This is a genomic window from Pseudonocardia endophytica (assembly GCF_004339565.1).
Lineage (GTDB): Bacteria > Actinomycetota > Actinomycetes > Mycobacteriales > Pseudonocardiaceae > Pseudonocardia > Pseudonocardia endophytica.
Genome location: NZ_SMFZ01000001.1, coordinates 1,640,313 through 1,655,756, shown reverse-complemented (window position 1 = coordinate 1,655,756; position 15,444 = coordinate 1,640,313). Strand labels below are relative to the sequence as shown.

General features: G+C 72.3%; 12 protein-coding genes and 1 riboswitch. Of the genes, 4 read left to right on the top strand and 8 right to left on the bottom strand.

The features are described from left to right. Positions 1-93: 93 nt before the first annotated feature. The 5 genes from EV378_RS07345 to aceA are packed head-to-tail and all read right to left on the bottom strand — an operon-like array spanning position 94 to position 5,885. A complete protein-coding gene (locus tag EV378_RS07345; RefSeq protein WP_132422052.1) occupies positions 94-1,218 on the bottom strand; it encodes a bifunctional 2-methylcitrate synthase/citrate synthase in 1,125 nt (374 codons plus the stop codon). Next, complete coding sequence (gene prpB, locus EV378_RS07340) at positions 1,215-2,132, bottom strand: methylisocitrate lyase (RefSeq protein ID WP_132422050.1); 918 nt, start codon at positions 2,130-2,132, stop codon at positions 1,215-1,217. The genes EV378_RS07345 and prpB overlap by 4 nt, the downstream gene beginning before the upstream one ends. Further along, positions 2,132-3,655 (bottom strand): MmgE/PrpD family protein, encoded by a 1,524-nt coding sequence (locus EV378_RS07335; protein WP_132422049.1) that lies wholly within the window; start codon positions 3,653-3,655, stop codon positions 2,132-2,134. The genes prpB and EV378_RS07335 overlap by 1 nt, the downstream gene beginning before the upstream one ends. Continuing rightward, positions 3,652-4,533, bottom strand: coding sequence for a 3-hydroxybutyryl-CoA dehydrogenase (locus tag EV378_RS07330; RefSeq protein ID WP_132422047.1), 882 nt, complete (start codon positions 4,531-4,533; stop codon positions 3,652-3,654). Before EV378_RS07330 ends, EV378_RS07335 begins: the two co-directional genes overlap by 4 nt. Positions 4,534-4,592: 59 nt before the next feature. Continuing rightward, entirely contained in the window at positions 4,593-5,885 is a 1,293-nt protein-coding gene (gene aceA, locus EV378_RS07325; protein ID WP_132422045.1) for an isocitrate lyase, read from the bottom strand. Positions 5,886-6,096: 211 nt separating this feature from the next. Here aceA and EV378_RS07320 point away from each other — a divergent pair, with 211 nt between their 5' ends. Together EV378_RS07320 and EV378_RS07315 are read left to right on the top strand one after the other, a co-directional pair. After that, on the top strand, positions 6,097-7,521 hold the full coding sequence (locus EV378_RS07320; protein WP_132422043.1) for a short-chain fatty acyl-CoA regulator family protein: 1,425 nt from the start codon (positions 6,097-6,099) through the stop codon (positions 7,519-7,521). Between the two features lie 47 nt (positions 7,522-7,568). After that, on the top strand, positions 7,569-8,144 hold the full coding sequence (locus tag EV378_RS07315; RefSeq protein ID WP_132422041.1) for a Chromate resistance protein ChrB: 576 nt from the start codon (positions 7,569-7,571) through the stop codon (positions 8,142-8,144). Positions 8,145-8,197: 53 nt separating this feature from the next. Here EV378_RS07315 and EV378_RS07310 read toward each other — a convergent pair whose 3' ends face one another. Continuing rightward, positions 8,198-8,728: a hypothetical protein gene (locus EV378_RS07310; RefSeq protein WP_165922179.1), complete on the bottom strand. Its 531-nt coding sequence runs from the start codon at positions 8,726-8,728 to the stop codon at positions 8,198-8,200. Positions 8,729-8,778: 50 nt separating this feature from the next. On the opposite strand from EV378_RS07310, the gene EV378_RS07305 reads away from it, so the two are divergent. Beyond that, entirely contained in the window at positions 8,779-9,606 is an 828-nt protein-coding gene (locus EV378_RS07305) for an amidohydrolase family protein (RefSeq protein ID WP_132422037.1), read from the top strand. A gap of 46 nt (positions 9,607-9,652) precedes the next feature. Here the strand turns inward: EV378_RS07305 and metE are convergent, their stop codons facing one another. Both metE and EV378_RS07295 read right to left on the bottom strand, forming a co-directional pair. Further along, positions 9,653-11,932: a 5-methyltetrahydropteroyltriglutamate--homocysteine S-methyltransferase gene (gene metE, locus EV378_RS07300; RefSeq protein ID WP_132422036.1), complete on the bottom strand. Its 2,280-nt coding sequence runs from the start codon at positions 11,930-11,932 to the stop codon at positions 9,653-9,655. Between the two features lie 121 nt (positions 11,933-12,053). Continuing rightward, positions 12,054-12,266: riboswitch (cobalamin riboswitch) on the bottom strand. Between the two features lie 101 nt (positions 12,267-12,367). Further along, the gene (locus EV378_RS07295) at positions 12,368-13,843 is read right to left on the bottom strand and encodes a PucR family transcriptional regulator (protein ID WP_165922178.1); all 1,476 of its coding nucleotides are present in this window, start codon (positions 13,841-13,843) and stop codon (positions 12,368-12,370) included. 117 nt (positions 13,844-13,960) lie between these two features. Here EV378_RS07295 and EV378_RS07290 point away from each other — a divergent pair, with 117 nt between their 5' ends. Beyond that, positions 13,961-15,418, top strand: a complete 1,458-nt coding sequence (locus tag EV378_RS07290) for an aldehyde dehydrogenase family protein (RefSeq protein ID WP_132422032.1) — start codon at positions 13,961-13,963, stop codon at positions 15,416-15,418. Positions 15,419-15,444 lie beyond the last annotated feature (26 nt).

Below are 15,444 nucleotides of genomic sequence, written 5' to 3'. Positions count from 1 at the left end.
GGTTCGCGTATTCGCAACAATGTCACCGACATGCCGACGGCCGGACGGACCTCCTGGTCCGTCCGGCCGTCGCCGCCTTCTCCGTGCTCGTGGTCAGTCCGCGGGCAGGTCCCGGAACTGCTCACCGCGGTAGGCGGCGAGCGGCCGGATCAGCGAGTTGGCGGACAGTTGCTCGATGATGTGTGCGGTCCACCCGCTGATCCGCGACATCACGAACAGCGGCGTGAACATCGGAGTGTCGAAACCCATCAGGTGGTACAGCGGGCCCGCCGGATAGTCGAGATTCGGTCGCAGCCCCTTCTCCCGCAGCATCGCCCCCGCGAGCACCTCGTAGTGAGCCAGCAGGTCGTTCCCGTGCCGCAGCGCGACGATCCGCCGCAACTGCTCGTGCAGCGCCGGAACGCGTGAGTCGCCGCGCTTGTAGACGCGGTGCCCGAAGCCCATCACCTTGCGGCCGTCGGCCAGCAGGCCGTCGATCCACTCGTCGACGCGGTCCGGGTCGCCGATCTCGGCGAACTGGTCCATCACGGCCTCGTTCGCCCCGCCGTGCAGCGGTCCCTTCAGCGCCCCGATCCCCGCGACGACGGCGCTGTAGAGATCGGACAGCGTGGACGTGACGACGCGCGCGGTGAACGTCGAGGCGTTGAAGCTGTGCTCGGCGTAGAGCACCATCGACACCTCGAACGCGGCCACCACCTCGTCCTCGGGCACGCTGCCGAACACCATGTGGAAGAAGTTCGCCGAGTAGCCGAGATCGTCGCGCGGTGCGATGGGTTCCTGTCCCCACCGACGCCTCTGGTCCAGTGCGACGACGGTCGGGAGCGCGGCGAGCAGACGCAACGCCCTGTCCTGGTTGGCCTGCGGCGAGGCGTCCGCCGCGGCCGGGTCGCCCGCTCCGATCCAGCTGACCGCGGTACGCAGCACGTCCATCGGGTGGCAACCGGCAGGCATCGCCGTCAGCAGTGACCCGAGAGCCGGGTCGATCCCGCGCAGCGACCGTTCCTGCTTCTCCAGGTCGGCGAGCTGCGGCGCGTCCGGCAGCTCGCCGGTCCACAGCAGGTGTGCGGTCTCGAGGAACGTCCGTCGACGCGCGAGCTCCTGGGCGGGGTAGCCGCGGTAGAGCAGCACGTTGCGGTCCGGGTCCACGTGGGAGATCGCGGTCGTGTCGGCGACGACGCCGGCGAGTCCCCTGTGGACCTGCGGCTCGGTCGTGGTCATGAGTTCTCCTGAGGGGTGTATCCGGCGAGCCGGGTGTCGAACGCCGCGTAGGCGGGGTAGCCGAGCAGCTCGTAGAGGCGGGAGCGGGTCTGCATGTCGTCGACGAGGCCGGCCTGGGTCCCGGTGTCGCGCAGCTCGGCCAGGCCTCGTTCGGCGGCGCCCATCGCGAGCCGCAGCAGGGTGACGGGGTAGATCACGACGTCCATGCCGAGATCGGCGAGCTGTTTCGCGGTCAACAGCGGGCTGCGGCCGAACTCGGTCATGTTCGCCAGCAGCGGCACGTCGAGTGCCTCCCGGAAGACCGTGTACTCGGCCTCGCACTCCAGCGCCTCGACGAAGACCATGTCCGCGCCGGCGTCGACGTAGGCTCTGGCCCGCTCGACGGCGGGGACCAGGCCCTCGACGGCGCGGGCGTCGGTGCGCGCGCAGATCACCAGGTTCGGGTCGCGCCGACCTCGCACGGCCGCGGCGACGCGGGTCTGCATCTCCTCGACGCCGACGACGGCCTTGCCCGTCAGGTGCCCACAGCGCTTCGGGTCGACCTGGTCCTCCAGGTGCAGCCCCGCGACGCCGGCGTCCTCGAACGCCTGCACGGTCCGCGCGGTGTTGACCGGACCGCCGAAACCGGTGTCGGCGTCCACGAGTACCGGCAGTGACGTCACGCGCGCGATCTGGCCGGCCCGTGCCGCGACCTCGGTGGCGGTGGTCAGCCCGACGTCCGGCAGGCCCAGGTCGGCTGCGACGACCGCGCCGGAGACGTACACGCCGTCGAAGTTCTGCTCGTCGATCAACATGGCGGACAACGGGTTGAACGCGCCCGGGACGAGCAGCGGGCCGCCACCGGCACGGGACCGCTCGAGCGCGGCACGCAGCGATGCACGCCGCTGTGCGGCCGGGACGGTGGTGTGCAGCATCAGAACACCCCGCGCGCGTCGGGCAGCGAGGCGCCGCCGTCCGGGGTGACCGTCAGCCCGCCGAGGTCGCCGGCGGACAACCCCGGCAGCCGCAGCGCGGCATCCAGGAACCGGTCCTGCTCTGCGCCGTCGAGCACGCCGTCGGCCAGCGTGCGGAACTTGTCCACGTACTGGGCACGGGCGAACGGCCGGGCACCGTACGGGTGCGCGTCCGCGACGGCGATCTCGTCGTTGATCGTCGACCCGTCGGTCAGCTCGACCTCGACCCGACCGCCGAACGCCTTCTCCGCCGGGTCGGGGGAGTGGTACCGACGTGTCCACTCCGGATCCTCCACGGTGGAGATCGCGTGCCAGAGCGCGACGAGCTCGTCGTCGAGGACGCGGACGGGCGGATAGGACCGCTCGTGGTGGAAACCCTCGTCGAGGAGCGCGGCCGCCATGATGTAGGGGACCGAGTGGTCGAGCGTCTCCCGACTGGCCGCCGGGTCGTACTTCTGGGGGTCGCCGGACCCCGATCCGATCACGTGATGCGTGTGGTGGCTGGTGTGCAGCACGATCCGGCGCACCGAGGCGGCGCCGCCGGCGTCCGCGATCCGCGGACCGAGCCTGCGGGCCACGTCGATGACGGCCTGGCTCTGGTACTCGGCGGAGTGCTCCTTGGTGTAGGTCTGCAGGATCGCCCGCGCGGGCTCGCCCCGCTCCGGCAGCGGCACCGTGTAGACCGCGTCCGGCCCGTCGAGCAGCCAGGCGATCAGCCCGTCCTCGCCCTCGTAGATCGGGGACGGCGCCCCCTGGCCGAGCATCGCGCGGTCCACCGCCTCGATCGCGACCTTGCCCGCGAACGCCGGCGCGAACGCCTTCCAGCTCGAGATCTCGCCCTTGCGGGACTGCCGCGTCGCGGTCGTCGTGTGCAGCGCCTGCCCGATCGCCTGGAAGGTCACCTCGGTCGGAAGGTCCAGCAACGCGCCGAGTCCCGCGGCGACCGACGGGCCGAGATGGGCCACGTGGTCGATCTTGTGCGCGTGCAGGCAGATGCCGGTGACGAGTGCGACCTGCACCTCGTAGGCGACGGCGATCGCCCGGGTGAGCGCGGCGCCGTCCCGCCCGGTGTGCTGGGCGACGGCGAGCAACGGCGGGATGTTGTCGCCGGGGTGCGAGTAGTCCGCCGCCAGGAACGTGTCGTGGTAGTCGAGCTCGCGCACGGCGACGCCGTTCGCCCACGCGGCCCATTCCGGGCTCACCCGCTCCGGGCGGGGCAGCCCGACCACGGTGGCGCCCGCCCGGCCGGACGGCGACGGGCTGCGGTGTCGGCGTGCCTGGGCGCGCGCGGACCGCACCGGCTCGCGCTCCAGGGACGCCGTCGCCACGCCGGTGTTGTCGATCAGCCGGTTGACCACCATCTCGGCGACGTCCTCGTCGACCGCGGGGGCGGTCGCGGCGAGCTCGGCGAGCCGCCACGCGAGCTGCTCGGTGCGCGCGAGGTCCTCCTCGCTCCGGTGGACCCGGACCTTGTGCTCGATCACGCCGGCACCCCCGAGGCCTCCGGGTAGGCGTGGAAGCCGCGACCGGTCTTGCGACCGAGGTGACCGGCCTGGACCATGCGGCGCAGCAGCGGCGGCGGGGCGAACAGCGGCTCGCGGTCCTCGGCGTACATGGACTCGGCGATCGCCACGACCGTGTCCAGCCCGATCAGGTCGGCGAGCCGCAGCGGCCCCATCGGGTGCGCGCAGCCGGCCTCCATCCCCGAGTCGACGTCGGCCGGCGTCGCCCGGCCGGTCTCGACCATCCGGACCGCCGCGAGCAGGTAGGGCACCAGCAGTGCGTTCACCACGAACCCGGATCGGTCGGCCGCCCGGATCGTGCGCTTGCCGAGCGTGCGGGTCAGGAACGACTCCGCCTGCTCGCGCACCCGCGGCGACGTGGTCAGCGAGCTGATCACTTCGACCAGCGGCATGACCGGGACCGGGTTGAAGAAGTGCAGACCGATCACGTTGCCGGGGCGGCCGGCGCCGTGCGCCAGCTTCATGATCGGAATCGAGCTGGTGTTGGACGCGACGATCGCCTCGGGGTCGGTGAGCACCTTGTCCACCTGGGACACGACGTCGCACTTGAGCGGCTCGTCCTCGATCACGGCCTCGATCACGAGCTGGCGGTCGGCGAGCTCGCCGACGTCGACGGCGAAGCGCAGCCGCCACGCGGCCTGCTCGCGTTCGCCCGCACCGATCTTGCCGCGGCGCACCGCGTGGTCCAGCGACGCCAGGATCCGGGCCCGGCCGCTCTCGGCGGCCGCCCGGTCCTGCTCGACGACCAGGACGTCGCACCCGGCGCGGGCACACACCTCGGCGATGCCCGCCCCCATCTGTCCGGCGCCGACGACGCCGATCCGTTCGATCTCGCTCACGGGTTCCTCCGGGCGGTGACGGGGGCCGGGCCGCGGTTCGAGCGGCCCGGCCCGGCTGCTCAGTGCTGGAACTGCTCGACCTCCGTCGACCCGGCGAGTGCCGTCGTCGACGAGTCCGGGTTGATCGCGTTGGAGACGGCGTCGAACCAGCCGGTGCCGACCTCGCGCTGGTGCTTGACGGCGGTGTAGCCGTCGGCCTCGGCCGCGAACTCCCGCTCCTGCAGCGCCACGTAGGACGTCATCCCGTCGGCCGCATAGCCCGCGGCCAGGTCGAACATCGAGTGGTTCAGCGCGTGGAATCCGGCCAGCGTGATGAACTGGAAGGAGTAGCCCATCGCGCCGAGCTCGCGCTGGAAGCGGGCGATGGTGTCGTCGTCGAGGTGCTTGCGCCAGTTGAACGACGGAGAGCAGTTGTAGGCCAGCATCTGGTCCGGGAACTCGCCCTTGATCGCCTCGGCGTACTTGCGGGCCAGTTCCAGGTCCGGCACCGACGTCTCCATCCAGAGCAGGTCGGAGTACGGGGCGTAGGCCAGTCCGCGGGTGATGCACGGCTCGATCCCGTTCGTCACCCGGTGGAAGCCCTCCGCGGTTCGCTCCCCGGTGATGTAGGGCCGGTCGCGCTCGTCCACATCGGAGGTGATCAGGGTGGCGGCCTGGGCGTCGGTGCGGGCCACGATCACCGACGGCACGTCGGCGATGTCGGCGGCCAGCCGTGCCGCGTTCAGCGTCCGGACGTGCTGCCCGGTCGGGATCAGGACCTTGCCGCCGAGGTGGCCGCACTTCTTCTCGGACGCGAGCTGATCCTCCCAGTGCACGCCCGCCGCGCCGGCCGCGATCATGGCCTTCATCAGCTCGAACGCGTTCAGGGGGCCGCCGAAGCCGGCCTCGGCGTCGGCGACGATCGGCGCGAGCCAGTGCGGGTCGACGTCCTCGCGGCCCTCGAGCGTGGTGATCTGGTCGGCGCGCAGCAGCGCGTTGTTGATCCGCCGCACCACCGCGGGCACCGAGTTGGCCGGATACAGGCTCTGGTCCGGGTAGGTCTGGCCGGCGAGGTTGGCGTCGGCCGCCACCTGCCAGCCGGACAGGTAGATCGCCTCCAGCCCGGCCTTGACGCTCTGCACGGCCTGGTTGCCGGTCAGCGCGCCGAGCGCGTGCACGTAGTCGCGTTCGTGCAGCAGCCTCCACAGACGCTCCGCCCCGAGCCGGGCGAGCGTGTTCTCCTCGCGGACGCTGCCGGACAGCGCCACCACGTCGGCCGAGGAGTGTCCGCGCTCGACACCGGCCCATCGCGGGTCCGTCGCCCAGCGGCGCCCCAGCTCGTCGATCCGCTCCTGCCGGGTGCTCCCGGTCATGTCGTGCTCCTTCTGCGAAGTCTCGTCTCGTGCTCCTCGTCACTCGGCGACCGGCGGTGGCCGGGTCGCCGCGAGGGAAGTCGAACGGGGTGCGACCAGCATCGGGAGCGGACCGTCGATCGCGCGACGCTGGCCGGATGCCAAGGTCTGAGGATCTTTCGGAGCCCGCTTGCGAAGTCTGCGAAGGGTGGTGTTCGCTACGGTTCCGCGCATGGCAGGCAAGGGCGTCCCCGGGACGCGTCTGCGCGCGCTGCGCGAGACGCGGTCGATGAGTCAGGCCGCGCTGGCCCGGACGCTGGCGATCTCGCCGAGCTACCTCAACCAGATCGAGCACGGTTCCCGTCCGCTGACGGTGCCGGTGCTTCTGAAGATCACCGAGGTGTTCGGTGTGGACGCGGCGTTCTTCGCCGCACGCCGTCCGGAACGTCTCGTCGCCGAGCTGCACGAGGTGTTCTCCGAGACGGGATCGGCGGCCGGGGCCGTCCCGCCGGCCGAGATCGAGCGGCTGGCCGGAGAGCTCCCCGCCGTCGCCGACGCCGTGCTGGAGCTGTACCGGCGGTGGCGCCGCAGTGACGAGCACCTCGCCGCCGCCACGCACGCCCCGCGCGACGGCAGCGATCCCGTGCGTACCGCCTCACCGCACGAGCAGGTGCGTGACGTCTTCTACCGGCGCCGCAACCACGTGGCCGAGCTCGACGACGCGGCCGAGGACCTGGCCGTCGAGATCGGCGTCCGCCCCGGCGAGGTCCGGCGGGCTCTGGCGGACCGTCTGCGCACCGCGCACGGGGTGACGATCGCCGGCCTCGAGGACGGCCCGGACCGCAGCGGCGAGCTGCACCGCTACGACCGGACGCGACGCGTGCTGCAGCTCTCCGGGCACCTGCGGCCGGGTCAACAGGCCTTCCGGATGGCCACCCAGCTGGCGTTCCTCGAGCAGGACGGGCTGATCGACGAGCTCGCCGCCGACGAGCAGCTGGACGGGTCGGCGCACACGCTCACCCGGATCGGCCTGGCTCGCTACTTCGCGGCCGCACTGACGCTGCCCTACAGCGAGTTCCATGCGACTGCGGAGGACTTCCGCTACGACGTCGAGCGCCTCGCCGACCACTACGGGCAGGGCTTCGAGACGATCTGCCACCGTCTGTCCACACTGCAACGACCGTCCGCACCGGGCGTGCCGTTCTCGTTCGTCCGGGTGGACCGCGCGGGCAACATGTCGAAGCGACAGTCCGCCAGCGGCTTCCACTTCTCACGTGGCGGCGGCACATGTCCTCTGTGGAACGTCTACCACGCGTTCTCCTCGCCGGGGGAGATCCACGTGCAGGTCGCGGCGATGCCGGACGGCGCAAGGTACCTGTGGGTCGCGCGCACCGCGCACCGGACACCCGGCCGGTGGGGGCGCCCGGGAAAGACGTTCGCGATCGCGCTCGGCTGCGAGCTGCGGCACGCGCGCCGGCTGGTCTACTCCGCGGGGCTCGACCTCGACGACCCGGACGCCGCGACGCCGATCGGCGCCGGCTGCAGGGTGTGCAGCCGCGAGCAGTGCCCGCAGCGTGCGTTCCCGCGCCTCGACCAGTCCCCGATGATCGTCGAGGAGCGGAGCACGTTCGTGCCCTACCCGTCCGCGGACCGGTGACCCGACCCGAACCGTCCTCCGCGCCGAAAGCCCGTAACGTTGATCTCGTGACCGAGCCCGACGGCCAGCAGCTCGACTGGGTCCTGTTGCTGGCTCAGCTCCCCGCGTCGCCGTCCAGCCGACGGGTCGCCGTCTGGCGACGGGCACGGTCGGCCGGAGCCGTGGGGGTGCAGAACGGGGCATGGATGCTGCCCGGTGGGCCGGTGCACGAGCAGTTCTTCGGCCGCCTCGCGGACTACGTGCACGAACACGGCGGCACCGCCGTCGTCCTGCGCGCCGGTGTCGGTGCGACGACCGAGGACGCGGACATCGTCGCCCGCTTCCGGGCGGACCGGGCGAAGGAGTACGGCGAGTTCGCCGAGCGCGGAGAGGAACTGCTCGGGGAGCTGCGCAGGGAGTCCGGCCGGCAGAACTACTCGTTCGCCGAGATGGAGGAGAACGAGCAGGCACTCGACCGCCTGGCCGCATGGCTGGACAAGATCAGCGCGCGGGACTTCTTCCCGGACGACCAGGCGAAGGACGCCTCCGCGCTCCTCGAACGCTGCCGCAGAGCCCTCTACACGTTCACCGAGGAGGTCTACCGCGCCGAGGGCGTCGTCCCGCCGACGTCCGACAGCCTCTGAGCGCCCGGCCGGCCCCGTCACGGCGACGTCACCGTGACGTGAGCCGACGTCGGCTACGCGACCACCGACGAGCTCGCCGGCCCGTCGCGCACCGCGGGGTGGCGGGGATCGAGGAACACGGTGGCGCCCGTCCAGCGATCGTGGGACACGGGCGTCCATCCGCCGTGACGCAACCACTCCCCGGTCCCCGCGGGGTCCGGGCCGTCGAGCTGCGTCCACGCCCTGCGTCCCCGGGCCGGGGTGAGAACGGCCCGGTGCAGCGAGGTGCCGATGCCGAGGAGACGGCTGCCGGTGCCGACCACCACCTCGACCAGTTCGAGGCCGCAGGCGAGCCACTCGTCGTAGCGGTCCGGGCCGAGCGCGCGCAGGGCGGGGGTGAACCCCCGGGTGGCCGTGGAGCGGACCGCCCTGGCGAAGCCGACCACCTCGCCGCACACCGACGCCGTCGCGAACCAGCTGCCGCCCCGGAAGTCGTCCAGCGACACGGCGCACCCGCGCAGGCCGTCGACCGCGGCCCGGACGTCGGCGTCCAGGTACGGGATCGACACGTCCGCGTGCACGACGATGTCAACAGCTGGTTTCAACACATGAGCAGTCTAGCAATCATTATCAGATACGTGATTCACTATGCGACATGACGGTTGTCTCTCCCCACGACGCCCACCGGCACCTCGGGGTGCTGCCCTCGTTCCCGTTCTACGGTGGACCGCCGGTCAACCCGGACATCTCCGCGCGCGCGACCGTGCGCCTGCTCCAGGACGACCTGGACGCCGAGGGCACGGAGCTCGCGCTGGCCATCCCGAACTACGGCGTGCCGGACGCGTCGGCGTCGTTCGCGTTGAACGAGCTGTGTCTGGAGGCCGCGGCGACCGACTCGCGCATCCGGGCCGGGATCTGGGCGTCGCCCCGCCCGCAGGACGCGGAGATGACCGCGGCCGCGCTGAAGTACGCGGGCGAGCAGGGCGTCAAGGCGATCAAGATCAGCTTCCTGCTGGGCGGCCGGGCGTCCGACGAGGCGTGCCGGCCGCAGCTGGACCAGATCTTCGCGACGGCCCGCGAGCACGATCTCACCGTGCACGTGCACACCTCGCCCGGCGGGGCGTCCGATGTGGACGAGATCGGTAATCTCGTGGACTGGTACGCCGACGACGTCCGCCTGCACCTGGTGCACCTCGGGGGCGGCATGAGCGGGCACATCAAGCTGATCGGCAGCCGGTTCTTCGACTGGATCGAGGCCGGCAAGCAGGTCTACACCGACACCAGCTGGGCGATCGGCTTCGCGCCGCGCTGGATGGCCGCGGAGATCGAGCGCCGCGGCATCGGGGCGGACCGCCTGCTGTTCGCCAGCGACGAGCCGTGGGGCGACCGTGCGGGTGAGCTGGCCCGGCTGGCGGCCGCGACCGGCGACGGTGAGCTCGCCCGCGCCGTCCTGCGGGACAACGCGGAACGTCTGTACGGCTGACCGGAGACGGGTCCCCGGCCGGGAGGCCCGGCCGGGGACCACGCCGTCAGCTCTCCCGGACCCGCCGCGCCGCGGCGACCAGGTTGGTCAGCGCGGCGACGGTCTCGGGCTCACCGCGGGTCTTGAGCCCGCAGTCGGGGTTGGCCCACAGCCGGTCCGGCCCGATGTGCCGCAGTGCGGCCGTCAGCTGGCCGGTCAGCTCGTCGGTGTCCGGGATCTCGGGTGAGTGCACGTCGTACACGCCGGGGCCCAGCCCGCGCGGCACGCCGGGGCCGAGCTCGCCGAGCACCTCCATCCGCGAGCGCGCCGCCTCGACGGTCGTCACGTCCGCGTCGAGGCCGTCGATGGCGCCGACGACCTCGCCGAACTCCGAGTAGCACAGGTGCGTGTGGATCTGGGTCGAGTCGGCGACCCCGCCGGTGGACATCCGGAACGAGTCGACGGCCCAGTCCAGGTACGCCTGCCGGTCCCGCTCGTGCAGCGGGAGCAGCTCGCGCAGCGCAGGCTCGTCGACCTGGATGATCCGGATACCGGCCGCCTCCAGGTCGACCACCTCGTCGCGCAGTGCGAGCCCTACCTGCCGCGCGGAGTCGCCCAGCGGCTGGTCGTCGCGCACGAACGACCACGCCAGGATCGTCACCGGGCCCGTCAGCATGCCCTTGACCGGCTTGTCCGACAGCGACTGCGCGTAGCGGGCCCACTCGACGGTGATCGGCCGCGGTCGGGACACGTCCGAGTGCAGGATCGGCGGACGCACGCACCGCGAGCCGTAGGACTGCACCCAGCCCAGCTCCGTCGTGGCGAACCCGTCGAGGTTCTCCGCGAAGTACTGGACCATGTCGTTGCGCTCCGGCTCGCCGTGCACCAGCACGTCCAGCCCGATGTCCTCCTGCATCCCGACCACGCGGGCGATCTCCGCGCGCATCCGTGACTCGTACTCGGCGTCGTCGATCTCGCCGGCCCGGTGCGCCGCCCGGTCCTTGCGGATCTGGCCGGTCTGCGGGAACGAGCCGATCGTCGTCGTCGGCACCTGCGGCAGGCCGAGCGCGTCGCGCTGGGCCTTCGCCCGGACGTCGGCGGCCCCGCGCCGGTAGTGGTCCGGACCGAGGTCGGCCAGGCGCCGTCGCACCGAGCCGTCCTGCGCGGCAGCGGCGCGGACCTGCTCGGCGAGAGCGGCCGCGGCATCGAACTCCGAGGCCACCGCGTCGCGGCCCTCGTGAAGGGCGCGCCCGATCAGCACCACCTCGTCCACCTTCTGGCGCGCGAAGGCCAGCCGGTCCACGACGTTCTGCGGCAGCCCCGTCTCGGCGTCGAGGTCGTACGGAACGTGCAGCAGCGAGCACGACGTCGAGACCTCGACGCGCCCGGCCACCGGCCGCAGCGCCTCCGCCTTCGCCAGCGCGGCGTCGAGGTCGGTGCGCCAGACGTTGCGTCCGTCGACGACGCCGGCCACCACCGTCTTGCGGTCCAGCCCCTCGATCTCGCCGATGCGGTCCAGGTCGGACGCGCCGGCGACCAGGTCGAGCGCGAGACCCTCGACGCCGGTCGAGGCCAGCACCGGGACCGCGGGTCCGAGCTCACCGAAGTACGACGCCACCAGGACCTTCGGCCGTCGCGGCGCGGCGGCGAGCCGGTCGTAGGCGCGGCGCAGGGCGTCCAGGTCCTCCTTCGTCCGGTCGGCCGCGAAGGCCGGCTCGTCGAGCTGCACCCAGCCGACACCCGCCTCGCCCAGCTCGGCCAGCAGGTCCCGGTAGACCTCGACGAGCGGATCCAGCAGGTCCAGCGGACGGAAGCCCTCCGGCGCGTCGTCGGCCGGCTTGGACAGCAGCAGGAACGTCACCGGCCCGACCAGGACCGGCCGCGTCACCACGCCGGCGCGCTGGGCCTCGCGGAACTCGTCGAGCGCCTTGCGGTCGGCAGGCGCGAGCCGTGTCGAGGACGAGAGCTCGGGGACGAGGTAGTGGTAGTTCGTGTCGAACCACTTCGTCATCTCGCAGGCCGGCGCGCCCTCGCGGCCGCGGGCCATGGCGAACAGCCGCTCCAGCGGGTCGGTGATCCCGGCGAAGCGCTCCGGAACGGCGCCGACCGCCAGCGCGGTGTCCAGGACGTGGTCGTAGAACGAGAACGTGTTGCCCGGCACCTGGCCGAGGCCGGTGTCGCGAAGCCCGGTCCAGCTGTCCCGCCGCAGGTCGGCGGCCACGGACCGCAGCTCGTCCGCACCGGTTCGTCCGGCCCAGAACGCCTCTTCCGCGCGCTTGAGCTCCCGGCGCGGTCCGATCCGGGGCCACCCCAGAACGGTGCTGCCCAATCGGTTGCCTGATGTCACGGCTCTCCTCCTCGCGAGCGGTGGAGGACCCGTGGTCGGGTGGGGAGCGCGACGGCACACGGGTACGGCGACCCGGCTTCCGCTCGGCCCTCCCACGAGGCCACGGACCCGCGCGCACCGGCCGGTGCACGCACCGGCGGCAGGTCTTCGGACTCGTGGGCGCCCTGCTCGCTCCTACTGGCCGTCGCTTCCCGGGATCGCTCCCAGTGCGTCTGACGGCGGTCGTTCCCACTCACCGCTGCGGGGCAGTCCCGGAATCGCACCGGGTTCCCTCTTGCCTCGCGCCGGGCCCCCTCGCGGAGACCCGATGCGAACCGTCGGCGCGTCGACACTAACCCGATCACGCGCGTCGTGTCTCGTCGCGGGCCGGGGCCCGGATTCGCGCCACCCGGTCCGGCGCCGAAGCCGTCGTCAGTGGTCTCGAGACGATCGAGATCAGATCGACCGCGCGCCGCCTGCAGCCCGGTCCTCCCGAGCTGCGACGACGGCGATCCAGAGGTCGGCTCTGGCGGCTGCGGTGTCGAGGGAGCGACCAGTGATCGCTGCGACCCGGTCCATGCGGGATCGGAGGGTGTTGCGGTGAATGCCGAGTTCGTCCGCGGCGGGTTGCCAGTGACCGAGGTGGTTCAGGAACGCGTACAGGGAGTCCAGCAACACCGGATCGTCGCCCACGTCCCCGAGGATCTGGTCGGCGAGGACCCGGGCAGCCGGATCGGGTAGCGCTGCGCGCACGTCACCGCGGAATCGGTCGTCCCACGTGACGACCTGGAGGGGGCCGGGGGCGGTGAGTGCCAACGCGGTACGGGCGCCCGCGTCGCTCAACGACGCCTCGCCGACGGGAAGGAGCGGGCCGGTTCCCACTCGGCCGCCCCGACCGCGCAGATCGTCGACGAGATCGCCGGCCTGCGCGTCCGTGACCACCGCCACCAGCTCGTCGCCGCCCCCGTCGGCCGTCAGGATGTCGGGACGGCTCACGGCCAGGCGGCCGCGCTCGCCGGCCGGGAGCCCGTCGGCCCTGACGATGCGGACCGACGCCGGAATGGTCGGCTCAGCGCGCATGACCAGGGCGAGTCCTCGGGCCGCTTCGGCATTGCCGTCGAGCACCAGTCGAGTCGTCCGGTCGCGGAGTCGAAGATCGGTTTCGTCGGCGGCGCGTGCACGCCGGGAGTCCAGCGAGAGGAGCGCGACCAGAGTGACCAGTGCCGCGCGGAGAAGCCCGTCGGGGGCCGTCCGGGTAGTCAGGACCAGGAACGGTCCATCGCCGTCGGGGTCGACCGGCTGCACCACGGTCACTCCGCCGTCGTCGACCTCGGTCGCGGCGCCCTGCGCCGTCCCGTTCCGGAGTGACACGAGCGCGCGCCGCCCTGGCTCGCCGAGCCGGAAGTCCGCGGGTGTGACCGCCGCACCCTCTCCGTCCACCAGCGCGGCCGCGCCTGCGGTCGCTCGCGCGAGCGCGCGGAACGCGGCGCCGGCACCGCCGCGCCCGAGGAACGTCCGGACGAGCTCCTGTTGGAGCTCCAGGGCAGCGCGGATCCGCGCGCTCTCCTCCGAGGCGAGAAGCTCGGCCACCGCCTTGCTGATCGCGATGAACGGCGTGACCTCCGGGACGGCGACGAGCCCGAGTCCCTCCCGCGCAGCGGCGTCGACGAGTTCCGGCGGCACGTCGGAGCTGCTCAGGCCCACACCGAAACCGACCGCGACGACGCCGGCTCGCACCAGATGGTCGACGTAGACGCTCCAGTCGGGAGGAACGAGCCCGGTCGTGAGCAGCAGCTCGCCGCCCTCGAGGTACGGCGTCGGATCCGCCAGCTCACTGGTCGCGACCCAGCGCAGCTGTCGACCGGACGCCGTCGCCGCGAGCGTGCGAAGGCCGAGTTCGGGAATCGCGACGATGTCGGCGAGCGTCGGCACGGTGGCAGTTTTGCACACTGCCACAGATCAGATGTCTGGTCTGCACTCTAGGATGTCGGGCTGGGCGGCTCTAGCGTTCAGCGAAGCTCGATCCGCCGACTCCACGGAGACCGCCCCATGCCCGGCCCAGCCGTCCTCGACGTCGTCCGCTCCCCACGCACGCTCCGGATCGGCAGCCTCGACCGCGACACCGAGTCCGGCTTCGCCGTGCTCGACCCGGCCACGGATGCCGAGCTGGCCATCGTCCCGGACGCAGGAGCGGCGCACGCCGGTCTGGCAGCCGACGCTGCGGCTGCCGCGCTCGTCGAGTGGGGCGCCTCGGCTCCGCGTCGTCGCTCGGAGATCCTCGTCGAGGCGTTCCGGTTGATGAAGGAGCGTGAGCTCGAGCTCGCCGCACTGATCTCGGCCGAGTCCGGCAAGGCGCCGGACGATGCGCGAGCCGAGGTCGCCTACGCAGCCGAGTTCTTCCGTTGGTTCGGCGAGGAGGCGGTTCGTTCCGAGGGGCGCTACGTCACGGCTCCCGACGGTCGCAGCACGACGGTCGTCACGTCGCAGCCGGTCGGAGTGGCATACCTGGTCACACCGTGGAACTTCCCGGCCGCGATGATCACCCGCAAGGTTGCTCCGGCTCTGGCCGCCGGATGCACGATGGTCGTCAAGCCTGCGGCCGAGACTCCCCTGACCGCCCTCGCCCTCGCCGACCTCCTGGGCGAGGCGGGGTTGCCGCCGGGTGTCCTGACGGTTCTCCCGACGACCAGGCCGGGGGAGGTCACCGACGTCCTGCTCGCGCACGATGCGGTGCGGAAGCTCTCGTTCACCGGCTCGACAGCCGTCGGCAGGCACCTCCTTCGGGCCGCTGCCGGTCGGGTGGTGAACTGCTCCATGGAGCTCGGTGGCAATGCTCCGTTCGTCGTGTGCGCCGATGCGGACCTCGATGCAGCCGTCGCCGGTGCGATGGTGGCCAAGCTGCGCAACGCCGGGCAGGCGTGCACGGCCGCGAATCGCTTCTTCGTCCACTCGGCGGTGCTCGACGAGTTCGTCGAGAGGCTGACCGTGCCCTTCACCGGCCGGCGGATCGGGCCGGCCGCCGACGAGGGGACAGACGTCGGCCCGCTGATCGACCACCGGGCCGTCGCCCGTATCACCGCGCTCGTCGGTGCCGCGGTCGAGAACGGTGCGGACGAGGCGCACCCGCCGTCCGCCGTTCCGGCGCACGGCTCGTTCCTGGCGCCCCGGATCATCCGGAACGTCGCCGCGGACGCCGACCTGGCCACCGAGGAGATCTTCGGGCCGGTCGCCCCGGTCATCGGATGGAACGACGAGGCCGAGATGCTGCGCGCCGCCAACGCCACGGAGTTCGGTCTGGCCGGCTACGTGTTCGCCGGCGACACCCACCATGCCGTGGCACTCGGTCGGGCTCTCCAGTGCGGAATGGTCGGTGTGAACCGCGGAGTCGTGTCCGACCCGGCGGCACCGTTCGGCGGGATGAAACAGTCCGGTCTCGGACGCGAGGGCAGCCACGAGGGGCTGGCCGCCTTCCAGGAGACGCAGTTCCTCTCGGTGGCCGCCGGCTGATCGGACACGCTGCCGGGTGGCGCGAC

What these genes read in the sequence shown, in the direction of transcription:
- EV378_RS07345 (WP_132422052.1), bottom strand. Translation starts at nt 1,218, where the DNA reads ATGACCACGACCGAGCCGCAGGTCCACAGGGGACTCGCCGGCGTCGTC.
- aceA (WP_132422045.1), bottom strand. Translation starts at nt 5,885, where the DNA reads ATGACCGGGAGCACCCGGCAGGAGCGGATCGACGAGCTGGGGCGCCGC.
- EV378_RS07290 (WP_132422032.1), top strand. Translation starts at nt 13,961, where the DNA reads ATGCCCGGCCCAGCCGTCCTCGACGTCGTCCGCTCCCCACGCACGCTC.
- EV378_RS07305 (WP_132422037.1), top strand. Translation starts at nt 8,779, where the DNA reads ATGACGGTTGTCTCTCCCCACGACGCCCACCGGCACCTCGGGGTGCTG.
- prpB (WP_132422050.1), bottom strand. Translation starts at nt 2,132, where the DNA reads ATGCTGCACACCACCGTCCCGGCCGCACAGCGGCGTGCATCGCTGCGT.
- EV378_RS07320 (WP_132422043.1), top strand. Translation starts at nt 6,097, where the DNA reads ATGGCAGGCAAGGGCGTCCCCGGGACGCGTCTGCGCGCGCTGCGCGAG.